This window comes from Paraburkholderia phymatum, from assembly GCF_038900715.1.
Lineage (GTDB): Bacteria > Pseudomonadota > Gammaproteobacteria > Burkholderiales > Burkholderiaceae > Paraburkholderia > Paraburkholderia phymatum_A.
Window position 1 is genome coordinate 1 of sequence record NZ_JAYMRZ010000005.1, and the last position, 13751, is coordinate 13751.

The 13751-nt window shown below is 58.4% G+C and carries 10 protein-coding genes and 2 pseudogenes; 7 read left to right on the plus strand and 5 right to left on the minus strand.

Annotated features, from left to right (window positions below):
• Nucleotides 1-276 precede the first annotated feature (276 nt).
• Nucleotides 277-528, minus strand: coding sequence for a hypothetical protein (locus VSR68_RS10980; protein ID WP_342939874.1), 252 nt, complete (start codon nucleotides 526-528; stop codon nucleotides 277-279).
• A gap of 979 nt (nucleotides 529-1507) precedes the next feature.
• Between VSR68_RS10980 and VSR68_RS10985 the strand changes: the two genes are divergently transcribed.
• The 3 genes from VSR68_RS10985 (at nucleotide 1508) to VSR68_RS11000 (ending at nucleotide 4733) form a co-directional block, all read left to right on the plus strand.
• Nucleotides 1508-1858: an SDR family NAD(P)-dependent oxidoreductase gene (locus VSR68_RS10985; RefSeq protein WP_428983494.1), complete on the plus strand. Its 351-nt coding sequence runs from the start codon at nucleotides 1508-1510 to the stop codon at nucleotides 1856-1858.
• 67 nt (nucleotides 1859-1925) lie between these two features.
• On the plus strand, nucleotides 1926-3467 hold the full coding sequence (locus VSR68_RS10995) for an IS3 family transposase (RefSeq protein ID WP_342939875.1): 1542 nt from the start codon (nucleotides 1926-1928) through the stop codon (nucleotides 3465-3467).
• Between the two features lie 39 nt (nucleotides 3468-3506).
• The gene (locus VSR68_RS11000; RefSeq protein WP_342939876.1) at nucleotides 3507-4733 is read left to right on the plus strand and encodes an AAA family ATPase; all 1227 of its coding nucleotides are present in this window, start codon (nucleotides 3507-3509) and stop codon (nucleotides 4731-4733) included.
• A 483-nt stretch (nucleotides 4734-5216) separates the two neighbouring features.
• On the opposite strand, the gene VSR68_RS11005 is transcribed toward VSR68_RS11000, so the two are convergent.
• A complete protein-coding gene (locus VSR68_RS11005; RefSeq protein WP_342939877.1) occupies nucleotides 5217-6710 on the minus strand; it encodes a phage integrase N-terminal domain-containing protein in 1494 nt (497 codons plus the stop codon).
• Between the two features lie 1595 nt (nucleotides 6711-8305).
• Here VSR68_RS11005 and VSR68_RS11010 point away from each other — a divergent pair.
• Entirely contained in the window at nucleotides 8306-9082 is a 777-nt protein-coding gene (locus VSR68_RS11010; protein ID WP_342939878.1) for a hypothetical protein, read from the plus strand.
• A gap of 436 nt (nucleotides 9083-9518) precedes the next feature.
• Here the strand turns inward: VSR68_RS11010 and VSR68_RS11015 are convergent, their stop codons facing one another.
• The gene (locus VSR68_RS11015) at nucleotides 9519-10085 is read right to left on the minus strand and encodes a hypothetical protein (protein ID WP_342939879.1); all 567 of its coding nucleotides are present in this window, start codon (nucleotides 10083-10085) and stop codon (nucleotides 9519-9521) included.
• Between the two features lie 243 nt (nucleotides 10086-10328).
• On the opposite strand from VSR68_RS11015, the gene VSR68_RS11020 reads away from it, so the two are divergent.
• The 3 genes and pseudogenes from VSR68_RS11020 to VSR68_RS11030 all read left to right on the plus strand — a co-directional run.
• Entirely contained in the window at nucleotides 10329-10874 is a 546-nt protein-coding gene (locus VSR68_RS11020) for a hypothetical protein (protein ID WP_342939880.1), read from the plus strand.
• A 16-nt stretch (nucleotides 10875-10890) separates the two neighbouring features.
• Complete coding sequence (locus VSR68_RS11025; RefSeq protein WP_342939881.1) at nucleotides 10891-11436, plus strand: hypothetical protein; 546 nt, start codon at nucleotides 10891-10893, stop codon at nucleotides 11434-11436.
• 636 nt (nucleotides 11437-12072) lie between these two features.
• A pseudogene (locus VSR68_RS11030) lies at nucleotides 12073-12389 on the plus strand (IS3 family transposase); the annotation flags it as partial.
• 92 nt (nucleotides 12390-12481) lie between these two features.
• Here the strand turns inward: VSR68_RS11030 and VSR68_RS11035 are convergent.
• A pseudogene (locus VSR68_RS11035) lies at nucleotides 12482-12655 on the minus strand (ATP-binding protein); the annotation flags it as partial.
• A 46-nt stretch (nucleotides 12656-12701) separates the two neighbouring features.
• Nucleotides 12702-13724 carry a tyrosine-type recombinase/integrase gene (locus tag VSR68_RS11040; RefSeq protein ID WP_342939882.1) on the minus strand — a complete coding sequence of 341 codons (1023 nt, stop codon included), beginning with the start codon at nucleotides 13722-13724 and terminating at the stop codon, nucleotides 12702-12704.
• Nucleotides 13725-13751 lie beyond the last annotated feature (27 nt).

The window sequence follows — 13751 nt, forward strand, 5'->3', positions numbered from 1 at the left end:
CCGGCGACAATTACCCGACGACAATTACGATGGAGGCGCGACAACTATGAATTAGCCATCGACAACTACACCCGTTGACCGGCCAAAATAGTTGTCGCTGACCGGCCGTGCTGCTTGACGCTGTCTAGGTGCGGGTCGAAAATCGTGTTGAGGCGGTTCAAGCACGATCCGCAGTGGTGCGTTAAACAACAGATGCATTGTCCTCGCAGGGCGTCACTGGCGACGGGCCGCGACAGGAAACGGAAACGAATGCCACAAGAAGATCTCGTGCGCAGATCAGCCGGTTGCGTCTGCGTCGGGTAACCGTGCGCCGTCCGCGTCCGGTTCAGCAGGAAGTTCCCCTTTGTTGCGCATGCATGAGATGACTTCCTCAACACGCGCATCGTCGAGCAGACGCCTGCCCGCGGCGCGGCGCCGGGCATTTGTCGCATCGATGCCGCGCTGCAGGTCGGCGGTTCTGGCGGCGATGTAGACAGCAACTCCGTAGTCATAGCGCTGTGCGAGTCCGCTGTCGAAATAATTCTTCATGGGGTGATCTTCGATGTCCGTCTGACAGGCCATGCCGCGCCGCACGGGATAGGCAACTACGCACTATTTGATGCACCCGTCAGTAATACATCACACGCCAGTGAGCACACGCCATACAGCGGGCAATCTGCCGCGTTCACTTTCGGGCGGGCGACTTTCGGGATGTCAGCGAAGCGCGCGCAACACGCGCTTTACCAAACGTCAGCCCGGCCGGACAGGCATGTGGCGCCGGGACGGCGAGGCTGACGCGAAAGGCACGCCAGGCCCCGCAGGCCCTGCCCTGACAACCCGGCTACATGGGGAGTTAGATCCCTGCCCGTCGCAGCCGTTGAGAAGTCAGCGGCTGTTGAGCTGCCTCTCACGCGGGCATCAGTTTTCGTCTTCATACCCGCTTAACGCACTACGCACTATTTGGTGCACCGATCAGTAACTCCGCCCGCTGAAAACCGGAACAGCAGACAGAAGCATGACACGCAGCAATCCGGGCACGTGCTCCGGCGCGCCACCGTGTGTGCAACACGGCAACCGCCCTGGGGGGCCCCTGCGGCGACACGGATGCGTTCACCCGGACCGCTGGTGAGCTGTGCGGTTCGAAGAGCACCGCGCCGCGGGTATGACACGAGGATGCGCGGGGCGCCATAGGCGATTAACGATGTCCACGGATCTGGCCACTGCAGTCCGCTATGCACCGCTGGTGCTCTCCGAACGTATCCGCCCGAGAATCCCCGTAGTAGCGAGTGCTCTCGATTTTGCCGAAACTTCAGTACCGTAGGGGAGATGGTCGGCAGCGGTGCCGATAGGAGGCGACTTCGTTGCCCTTGAGGGGATAGTGTGAGCGACGACGGGCTACCGCCGCGGTGCTTCGCGGGCGTCGCAGTAAAAACTCAGGGTATCGTCGTCCTTGATCTTGACGTGCCAATGGCCGACGCAGTACTTGGCGTCGGCGAACTTCTCCCGCCAGCGATTCGAGAGCTTGCCGATGCAGGCACGCGCTTCCGATGGCATCTGCGGCGAGGCCGTGCGCGCGTTTTGCGAGCTTGAACTCGCGCGGTGCCGGCCGCTCGACATCCTCATCAGCAACGCGGGCGTCGTGGCGCCGCGCCAGCGCCTCGAAACGGCCGATGCCTTCGAATTGCAGTTCGGCACTAACGTACTCGGGCATTTCGCGCTGACCGCCCTGCTGTTGCCGCTTCTCGACACGGCAGCAGAGATTTCGGCCGAACGGCCACGCGTGGTTACGATCGCTTCTATCGCGCACAGACGACCGACGCATCTCACCACACCTGGTTCGGCATGCGACTGCCATGCACCTGCTTCAGGCTGGCGTTGACCTCACGGTCATCTCGCTGTGGCTGGGGGGGGCGCGGACGAAAACTTGGACTACCTGGAGGTAGTTCATGTTCTCATACGAAGAGCGCATTCGAGCGGTCCGACTCTACTTGAAGCTGGGCAAGCGCCTCGGGGCGACCATCCGGCAGTTGGGCTATCCAACAAAGAATTCTCTCAAAGCCTGGCATCGCGAATACGAACAGTGCCATGATCTACGGGCCGGCTATGTCCGTTCGAGGCCGAGGTATTCGGCTGAACAGAAGAAGGCGGCTGTCGGTCATTATTTGAGCCATGACCGCTGTGCTGCGGCAACCTTGAGGGCTTTAGGCTATCCGAGTCGCGAGACGCTTGCAGCCTGGATCGAAGAGCTGCATCCCGAAATCAGAAAACGCGTTGTCGGCAGAGCAACTGGCAGCGTTCCGAAATCGCCGGACGTGAAGCAGGCGGCAGTCATCGAGCTGTGCACCAGAGAGGAAAGCGCGCGCCTAGTTGCCCGGAAAGCAGGCGTGAGCAGGCCGACGCTTTACAATTGGAAGAACCAGCTACTCGGTCGTGACGCCCCAGCATCCATGAAACGCCAGAAGAAGCCAGCACCGGACGACGAGCGTGCGAAACTGGAGCAGCAGGTCGAATCGCTTCGACGCGACATCCGGCAACTGCAGCTCGAGCACGACATCCTGAAGAAGGCAAACGAACTGATAAAAAAAGGAATGGGCATCGACCCGCAACTCCTGAGCAACCGGGAGAAGACGATGCTGGTTGATGCCCTCAAGCAGAGCTATTCGTTCCCAGAGTTGTTAGCGGCCCTGGGGCTTGCCCGCAGTTCCTACTTCTATCACCGTGCACGTCAGCTCGTTGCTGACAGGCACGCTGACGCGCGTCGCGTCATCGCGGATATCTTCAAACTCAATCACCGTTGCTACGGATATCGCCGGATCCACGCGGCGTTGGGCAGGCAGCAGATCGTGATCTCGGAGAAGGTGGTGCGACGTTTGATGCGACAGGAAGGTCTGGCCGTTGCCACGACCAGGCGACGTCGCTACGGCTCCTATTGCGGAGAAATAAGCCCTGCGCCGGAGAACATCATCAATCGTGACTTCCGCGCCGCTGCCCCGAATCAGAAATGGCTCACGGACATTACCGAATTCCAGATTCCGGCCGGCAAGGTGTATCTGTCGCCGGTGATTGACTGCTTCGACGGTCTCGTTGTGAGTTGGTCAATCAGCACGCGGCCGGATGCCGAACTCGTCAACACCATGCTGGATTCGGCGATTGAGTCGCTGGCTGCCTGCGAGGAGCGGCCTGTGGTTCACTCCGATCGCGGTGCACACTATCGCTGGCCGGGGTGGCTCTCACGGATGCGTAATGCAAGACTGATTCGTTCGATGTCGCGCAAAGGATGTTCGCCGGATAATGCAGCGTGCGAAGGTTTCTTCGGGCACCTCAAGACGGAGTTATTCTATCCTCGTGACTGGCGGGCCACGACCGTTGATCAATTCATTGAAGTCGTTGACTCGTATATCCGCTGGTATAACGCAAAGCGTATCAAGGTCTCGCTCGGTTCCCTCAGCCCCATCGAATACCGGCAGAGTCTTGGAATCGCGGCGTAAATCAGTCCAAGAATTTGTCCGCACCCCCGGCGTGCTGGTGTGTGTGTATTCTTCATCGACGAGTTCGACTCGTTCGTGAAGGCGCGTAACAGCCGGTCGGCTCACTCGATGGACCAGGACCTGACGAACGTGATCCTGACGGAAGTGGTGTCACTGCGTGGTTCGCGTGTGGTGCTGGTTGCGGCCACTAACTATCTTGAGAAGCTTGACGCCGCGAGCATTCGTGAAGGTCGCTTCGACTACAAGATTGAAGTGCCCTCACCGGACCTCGAAGCGCGTGAGGCGATTCTGCGTAAGTCGATCGGTGATGCAATGGGTTTCGCAGCGGTGGACGGCAACGTGATCGCAAGCCTTGCCGATCGTTGGGAAGGTTTCAGCGCGAGCCGGCTGGCGAAGGTTGGTGCAGAACTCAAGACCATGCGGCGCGACGGTCGGATCAGCCAGGGCAAGGTGTCGTTCGACAACGGCATGCTCGCGATGCGCCAGATGGTTGGTCGCAAGGGCAAGTTGCCGGAAAAGGTGCTGGCGATCGATGACATCATCATGCCGTTGCAGTCGCGTGACGCCCTGAAAGATCTGGCGTTCAAGATGAAGAACATCTCGAGCCTCGAAAAGATCGGCGGGCGGGTTCCGGCAGGTCTGGTGTTCATGGGGCCGCCGGGCACCGGCAAGACGGCTGCGGCAATGGCACTGGCCAAGGCGAGCGAGTGGGCGTTCCTCAAGACAACGGGGGCCGAGATCCTGTCGGACCCGGCCTCGTGGGACAAGCTGGTTCGAGAAGCAAAGGACATTCGTCCGGTCGTGGTGTTTCTGGATGAAGCTGACGATATCCTCTGCGATCGTCGCGTCTCCGCCCACGGCACGATCACGAACAAGCTGCTCACGACGCTCGACGGTGGCGGCGGCCGCGTGCGCGATATCATCTACGTGGCCGCGACGAACCACTTTGACCGGATCGATCCGGCGGCGGTGCGCGGTGGTCGATTCGATGAGAAGATTGTCTTCGACGTGCCGTCGGCAGACGATATGCGACGGTACGCGAGGAAGAGGCTCACCGCCCTCGCTGGCAGGGAATTCCGGATTCTCCCTACGACGCTAGACACGCTCGCACTGGTTCTGTCCGGCCGCTCGATCGCCGACGCGGATGCCCTTGTTCAGAAAACCCTCGACTCGGCGGCGGTGCGCGCACTGCGGAAGCGGATCGCAGAAATCCGCCCAGACGACGTCGAAGCAGCGGCACGCACGGTGTTCGCCGTTGGGCCCTGACAGAGGATGCAAACACGCGCGAGCAAGGCTTTGCCTTTTCTTGATGTCCTACAGCCGATCAAGTTCAGAGGTATCTTGTTACAAGATTGTCGCGCGCCGACGGTGCGAGAACCTGATGGGTGGTCAACGCACGCTCATCGACCAGAAACAGCCGGCCCTTTCGAGTCGGCAGAGGCGCGGGCAGTAAATCGTCGCTCGCGCGTCTCCCCTGGCATCTGCACTGTGCGAGGTTTTCCGGCGAATCCCGCATCTTGAACCGACTCGCATACGTTATTCTAAATTAGCATATGTATTCGGAAATACTAACGAGAATCGAATGATCCGACGATGTTGTCCTTATCTTTCGATCTTTACGGGGCAGTTGGACAGGTCATGCTGACGCTTATCTCACCGGCGATCACACTTGCGCTGTTTTGGCGGGCCACTAGTTTGCCGTCTTTTCACGATCAGTGGGTGGATCAGCCCGCAGTCAAACTCCCAGCCTCAATCATCCCTTTTAGTCGGTTTCCCCTTAGTGACTCGCGTGATCGTGGGAAGCATGTCCCGCAGCGGCAGGCGCAACTTGCGATCGTCGTACTGCTTACCCCCAATTTCGCCCTTGCGCTTTGACCCTCCCGCCTTCGACCTGTCACACGTTGGCTTTGCATAAGCGAACCGCCCGACACCGGGTACCGGCGGCTTCGATGGGTCCGGCCGCTCCCGCTTCGCCGGCATCGTCCGGTAGTAAGAACTGGTGATGCCCAGAAAGTCCTTTGGCGTTTCGCCCGCAGCAGCTAGCGCTGACTCGAGTTGCGAGCCGACTGTCGCCAGGCCGCCCGACGCATTCGCAGGAAGTCCAGCGGCAAGCGCGTTTGCTGACTCATTACCGACACTCGACGTGGCTTGTGAATCCTGCACCGCAGGCATGGTGCCAGGCTCCGAATCATCCTTATCGGGCGTACCGTAATAGCTATCCCGCGTAATCCGCTCGCGGCTGTGACCGAGGTTCTCGCTGACGCGGATCGCACGGATTTGATAATCGTCGCGCGACATCTGGTTCGCCTTCCCGCCAAGGGTGGCCGGAACGAAGCCCTCCAGCAGCATGCAGTTTTCCGCATACTCGGCGCGGCTGCCGTGGCCAGTTGCATTAACCTCAGCCTTAGTAATGCCCAACTTCTTCATGTAATACTTGTACCGCTCGATGTTTTGCTTGAGCGTTGCGATTTCGCCGCGACGTGTTCTCGGCCATCCGAGCGTCGCCCGCTTAGCCGTGCGGGCTTTCGCGTAATCGAGGATCCACACCTGAAAGGCGAACTGGAGCTTGATATGCCGCTTTCGGCCACCCTTCGTGCCGTCACGCTCGTGCATGAAGAAGGAGTTCTCCCCGATCTCCCGGAGATCATTCACCCAGGGGCGAATGCAGATTGTCTCCTTACGCCGAAAGCCGAACGCCAGCTGCATCGCAACGATGATGCCGAAACGCTCGTCGATGGCGAACGCTTCCTGGAGCTTCTGCTCGACGTCAATGCCGCTCGCACTCCACGACTTCGACTTATTCCCTCTCTTTTTCAGGTTGCGGATCTTGATGCGCTCCGCTGGTGCATCAGGCAAATATTCTTCAAGCGGACGCACAACGCCCTTCTTCCCCATCCACCCAAAGAATTTCCGGAGCACGGAAAGGTCGTTACGCATCGTGGACGCCGCTTTGCCCTCCTCGTACCAATACTGAACGAGCACCTGAATATGCCGGTCGGTGAGGTTTTGCGGGACTTTCACCTTGTGGTTGAGCTTGCTGTGCCACGTCTCGAACGCACACTTGATGACATTGCGGTTGTGCTCTCTCGTGCGGAGCGAAGCTACCTGACCATTGACGCGCTTATTGATGTTTGCGTCGACAATCGCCCTAACCCGGCTACGCCAGCTTTCCGCATCCTTATCGGGTGTGCTCGCTACTGCAAGCGTTGCACGTTTACCTTGCCGCAGCTTATATCGTCCCATTACTCATCTCCCACCACAACGTAAAAAACCGCCCCTGTGCTTCTTTCGAAGTCAGAGTGCCGGTTTCGCAGCTGTGCGCGCCGCGAATCTATGCGTCGAAGCTCGTTCCTCTTACCCGGTCTCGCAATCGGTCAGAGTTCGGCGCGCCGTGTCTGCGCGTCTGGAAGGAAGCCACTCCCACATACCGCTTGTGAAAAGGTCGCATGGTCGTAAAAATGTGCATTCCGGCGGTAGCCTGACCTCTCAAAACTCCGCTCAAGCCTCGCCCTTACGGTCACGAGGTTACCTGGCGTAATAGCCAGGCGCCGGCCCTTTAAAGGGGAGCCACGCCTGTGTGCTTCCGTTCCTCGCGATGAGGACGGTTTATGCGATAGCACACGTACCGCCAAGAGTTGATGTTCCCTGCCATGACTGGCGGGCAAGGCGACCCCACTCACCCCGACGCTTGCGCGACCAGTGAATAGTTCGTCCGCAATAGGACGACGACGCCTACGATTTCCCGCGAATCCGCCGTGTTTTCCCCAGCGCGTATGTCAGTCAACGGTGGAGTAAAACATCCCGCTCGGCCGCACTCGTCAAGGGTTTGCGCCCTGACTCTGTGTGGAACTGCTGGGGATTCGCTGTTGGGTAGAAAAAAGACGCCTCTAGGGCGTCGTGCTACAAATTTGCGCGGATGGCTCCGCGTGGGATATGTACGGCGGGCGCCTCGTGCGAGTACGAGGCTTCGCTACTGCCGCATCGGCGGCCCGGATGAATCTGGTGCTCGAAGTAGAACACAGACTTGCTATGGGCGCAAGAGCAACTCGCGAGAGTTCTGCCCTACGATCAGTAACGCATGGCGATTGCGCTGCTGCCGCCGGCCCAGACTGCCCTCCAGTTCGCGCCTGCCGTCTTTCAAAGACTACGGCACCCGCCCCTTAAAGCTTCAGCCTACTCCACTTCCAGCCACGACTTCTAAACCGATTTGCTGGTGAGGCTCCTTAGATTGCCGCTACAAACCCTTGTTCGCTGGAGCGCCATGGTTTCTTGCAACACAACTCTAGCACCGCAACGCCGTATCTCGTCGCGGCGACGCGATACGTTGTCGCTAAGACTTCAAAGCTTGTCGCGGAAACGCCGCAGCTTCTTGCAGCACCAACTTTTAGCACCGCAATGCTGTAGCTTATCGCGGTGACGCGATAGCTTGTCGCCGCGACTCCAAAGCTTGTCGCTGCGACGCCGTGGCTTCTCGCAGCACTAACTCTTGGCACCGCAACGCTGTAGCTTCCCGCGATGACGCGATAGCTTGCCGCTGCGACCACAAAGTTTGTCGCTGAAACCTGAAACGCCGTGGGTTCTCGCAGCACCAGCTCTCGGCACCACAACGCTGTAGCTTGTCGCGATGACCCGATAACTTGTCATTGCGACTCCAAGGCTTGTCGCTGCGATTCTAAAACTCGCTGCCGCGACTCCAAAGATTGTCGCCACAACCGCGTGATGCGGCGAATGCAGCGCGAAATAGCGATTTATTCCTTCTGATCGAGTTGGTAACAACGGGCAAACTGAAACCCGCATTCCCTCACAACGGCGCTGACATTCAAATCAGAAGGCGACCTATGAATCTTGATGAATTCCTGAAATCAGACCATGCCGTCCGACGTACGAAAATCAGCGCGTTCGATACTGAAATTCGCGTGTTGCGCGTGCAAGGGGTAAGTGGGCGAGGGATCGCGAATTTCCTGAACCTCAACAACGTTCAGGTTACCGTGAGCGCCGTTAACCAGTATTTCGTCCGACATCCCGATCGCTACTGCATCAGCCGCAGATCGTCAGTCGCCAAGGCGCGCGACGACAATACTGACAAGAGTGCAGGAGCTAGTCATGCCCTAACCGGCGATGTGCAGCACCCCCACCCCGATCGGTCGGGTACGCGTAAGCCAACGCCAACCGCCGTAGGCATCAGTAGTGCGATGCCGGTCGCAACTGCACGCAGACCGTTGCCACGCGCTTCAGATCCTGCGTGCAACCCGGCACCGCCGGCCGACGGCCTGAGCGTAGAGGGTGATACCGCCGACCAGGTCCCAGTGGCCCGACATCGAAACACCAGCGAGACAGCGAGTGCAACGCGTAGCGACGTCGCCCGATCGAACAGCCTTCCGGGCGAAAGATCAAATGCGACATCCAATCGCGACACTTTCGACGCACGACAGGAAGGTAACGATACATATGATGGCAACACCAAGGTTCGACGAAGCCCACTGATCCGCTACGACCCAAACGACCCTAAGAATATTGCAGCCGTCGCGTCATACCGCCAGCGACTGAGAGACGGGCAAATAAGAACCGGCGAAACGACAAACACCAACCTTGATAGGTCAAAAAATGAAACGTAAGCACATCAACCTCCTGGTCGCACACAATTTTGGGGGAGTCGGTAAGAGCACGATCGGCGCGTGCTTGCTCCACCCCCGCGTAGGTGGGCAACTCCTTTCGATCGAGACGAACAATACGGGCGCGGAGCGTTACGGATTGCACGTTCATCGATACGCTGCAGCTGAGTACCGCGAATACTATTGAGCATGAGCACGATCTTCGATGAGCCTATGATCACCGAAAATGATGGACGATCGACCAAGCAAGTCCGATTGACCGCGATGCCGCGTCGGCATCAGGAATTGAACAACGCGATTGCTTGCATCACTGGCGCTTGAATTCAGCGACACAATGTCTAAACGGAGTGTCCTTTAGCGTTCATCCTGAAGGGCTGGCAAGGGATTCCGGCGTTCCTCCTGCAGTCAAGCGACATTTTCTGCGGGTGCCTTGCCTTCATCAACAAGCGCGATCGCCGTAAGGCCCGAAAAGCGGGACGAGGAACCGCAGGCACTGGGCCAGCCTCATCGAGCTGTCGGGCCCTGCAAAGCGCTCCAGCAGGCTGGCCGGTAAGGCGGCGGTGTCCGGCGGCGGCATCAGGTTGGCCCGTGCCACGGACCAGGACGGGATTGCTGGGAATACGGTGCGCCACCAGTTCCGCCACCGCTGCAGGGTGCGACGATGCACACCCAGCACGGCGCGCAGCTCTTCGATGCGCCGGTTCGTCACGCCTTCGCCCATCGCAGACACCAGGACCACGACGGCACCGGTGTAGACGCGGCGCCCCAGGAATCGGACGGACGCGGGCGTAGTGCGGCGCCGACATGTCTCACAGCAAAAGCTGTGGCGTCGGCTTGGCGGATCGGCTGAATCCGATAGTCCACGAGGCTTGCGTGGATAGGTCGCGCTGTGCAAGGTGCCGTTACAGTGCGCACAGCCTTTCGATTTGGCCCGTGCGGCGAGGTCGTTGTCGATGCTTTTCAGGAATACTTCGAATCGGTCGTTGCCAATGATTTCGCTGATCATCTGGGAGCCCATTTGGATGAGATGATCGAAGAATCGAACACCGGCGTCATTGCTGTCAACAAACGAATTTGAGCACGTGGATGAGGTTCGTCACTATGAGGACATCACGCTGGATGATCAAAACGGCTAATTCCCATCGAAGATCGTGCTCATGCTCACTATGAAGATCTGCGCCGATTCGCATTCGTCGGCAACACTATTACCGACGTCGGAGCGTCAAATATCGAAAGCTTCATCGACCGGTTGGAGGAGGCAGGTAGCCACGACCGTTTCGACTACTACGTTGTCCCGGCAACTCAAAGTGACCGCGGACAAATCGAGTCCATTACGACCATTCGGACGCTACTCGACAAGGTTGGCGCTGACCCCGACCGCATCCGCGTCGTTCTGAACATGGTCACCATGCATAAGAAAAATGGCCCCGTCGAAGCCGTGTTTCCCCACCTGTTCGCGTTTGCTGACCAGGATCGCCGCGTAAAGATAAATCCCAAATGCGCCATCCCCTCGCTCGACGTGTTTTCGCTTCTCGCCACATCTGGACGATCGTGGCAGGACGTCCAGAATGACAAAACCGATTACGACGTAGCATTCGCCGAAGCGATGGCCTCCGGCGATGAAGTCGGGCAGGACGTCGCGCTGCGTAATCAATTCCTGCAAGAACTGGTGGCACAAGCACAAAATCTCATGAACCGCGCTTGGACCGAGTTGGACATCGCCGTTCCGGTGAATTCGCCTACTGCCCGTGGCGTCGCCACAGCGGAAGCGGCGCCGGAGCCGGCCCAGGGGTAACGCCACACAACCCTCCATGTTCGAAGAAATTCCGACCGCAGAAACCACTCGCATCCGGCTTACCTTCAAAGAACTAAGGACATTTGTCCTGAAATTTCGCGAAGCGGAAGCCGCTTTCCACCAGGCCGTCGGCGAGCTAGAGCAAACGCGTCAGGCGATCGCGAAGGCCGTTGCCGACCTGAACCAGGATGCTATCTGGGAGGAACGCTTCAAAAGACTCGGCGAAGAGGTACATTCCAACGGGTACGCGGCCCTCGCAGCTCTCGTCGACGATACGCAAAAGGCTCAAGAGCAGCGGTTCTCAAAGATGCTCCTCGACTCGCTCGACCGGGTCGAGGAGTTGATCGACAATCTTGCTTCCGCCGTGGACGGAAAGCCGCCCCTGCCGACCATGCCTCACGACGCGTCGATCGGCCGGAAGTTCGTAGTCGCTCTCAAACGGACTTCTGTTCGCTGTCGCCGGTGGTGCATCGACGCGACGGCGCCCGCACGCATCGTCACCGTTGCCCTACTGCTTACCCTGGTGTTGCAGCACTATTTCGCACATCACGCGACCCGGTGACACCTAGGCGCCGCCCGGCGCCTTCTGCTCCCGCTCCTGTCTCTTCGTTTCATCAGCGAGTGTTTGCGCCCTCGCTGCCTCCCGCTCTCCTTCGCTCCTGGCGAACGCCGTCGCTAGATTCGATAAGGGCGTAAAACCTTCACACATTTCCGTAATCTGAATGCTATGCTGCGCCCGTATTCATTCGAGTCCGCGCATGCGAACAGCTTTTTGAGTGAATGCCGGCCCCTTGCGATGTGCGAAGCGGGCAACGCACCGCCGAGCGTTCGGCATGAAGTCTCAGGATCCTCTCCGATCCGTCTATTTGGGACGTCGCCCCTCAACGCAGGCACCGGCGCATCCGGCAATCCCTATCCAGGTTTTTTTCGTGTGCGTGGTCTCTCCGTGCGCTGGGTCGACCATGCACTCTGCGGAACGCGTTGTCTCACGCTGAGACAAAATCGACAGCAGAAACCTTTGATTTGACACGAAAACATAGGATTGGATTCGCTCCATCTGCGGGTTTTTATGTCGCTTTCCTATCGGATTTTTCATCCGGCCCGCATTGCGTAGCGCGAATCTTCGAAAAATTTCAGCTCCTCTCGCTAGATTCCACCGGAATTGCTCCGATTCCACAAGCAGTTGTCCGAGGCGAACATCACAGAGTGGAAGCGGCAATTGCAGGAGCGCGCGGCTGACTTGTTCGGCACGTCCACACCAGCAGCAGCGGAACTGCCGGTCGATCTGAAGGCACTGCACGCGAAGATTGCCCAGTTGACCCTGGAGAACGATTTTTTAAGCGGAGCGCTCGGCAAGGCAGGCCTGCTGAGCGGAAAGCGATGATCGATCGTCAGCATGCGCTGCCAGTGGCACGCCAGGCAAGCCTGGTAGGGATAAGCCGATCGAGCGTGTATTACGTGCGGGGTGCTATAGGCGAAGCCGAACTGGCGTTGATGCGTCGTATCGACGAGTTGTGCGGATTTCGGCGAACGTGACCGCCGATTTCGGGAACGTGACCGATCCGGCGGGGTTGGGCGCTGCGCGGTGTCGATTGTAGATTTCCTTGTCAGTTCTGGTCGAGTTCGGGCTCCAGGACGTTGGGTTTTGGGGATGCTTTTCTGAGCGACTCACCGGTCAGCGTAATCCGGTGATGACGCTGCATGAGTCGATCCAGCATTGCATCGGCGATGGTTTCGTCGCCGATCCAGCCATGCCAGTGCTCAATCGGCAACTGTAATGCGCTGAATAATCTTATGCGGAGTCCGCTGGCACGAACCCCGCTACCGTCAGCGTCCAACGGTCTTCCGTCGATGCGTAATATGCGCCGTGTTCAACGACGCAATTAACCTGTCTGTCGCCTTGAACCGACCAGAGCGTAGCTTCGGCGCCACGACAGATTCGAGTGCCTCCAGTTTCACGGTCTGATCGATCCGTGTGTACATTTCAGTCGTCTGCATGCTCGCATGACCGAGCCATAGGGAGACTTTTCGCAGGTCTTTTGTCGCCTGCAGGACCGTAAGCGCTGAGGTATGCCGCAGCACATGCGGTGATACGCGTTTTCCTGAGATGGATGGGCAAGCCTTCGACGCGACGGCGGCATGCTTTCGTAACACATACTGGAAGCCGGATCGGGTCATAGCTTCTCCCCGAGCATTTATGAATACTTCCGGTGTACTGACGGTGCCTCTTACGGATAACCACGCCTTTAATGCAGAAGCCGTCTCTTTCCACAGAGGAAGGCATCGTTGTCTCCGACCCTTTCCGTGAACGACAACACTCGCATATGGCTGCATGGTCAAGTCACTAAGGCGCAATCCAACGAGTTCGGATGCGCGCAAGGCCCCGGCGAAGCAAACGTGAAGCATGGCACGGTCTCGAACCCCAAACCAGCCAGACGGAATTGGGGCATCCAATATTGCCTGCATTTCCTGCTGAGTCAGATGGCTCACCAGACGGCTCTCAGTCCGCTTCAGCGGAAGCGCCAGGATCTGGCGAACCTGTTCCAGAGATGAAGGCACCCGATATTCTACGAAACGCATAAAGGATTTGACGGCGCCCAGCCGAGTATTCCGTGAATTTGCACCGTTATGGCGTGTCGTTTCAAGGTAATCAAGAAACGAGAGGATCATTGACGCGTCGATCTGCTCAAGATACAACTGAGACGGTCGAGTCTTGAGACGTTGACTGACGAACTCGAGGAGCAATTTGAAGGCATATGCATAAGACTCGCAGGTGTTGTCGCTGGCGCCCCGTTCTAGTGGCAGACGTTGTTGGAGAAACGCCGTAAGGTGCGGTGCGAGCGGAGTCATAGCATTTCTCCTGCAAGAACGATTCGC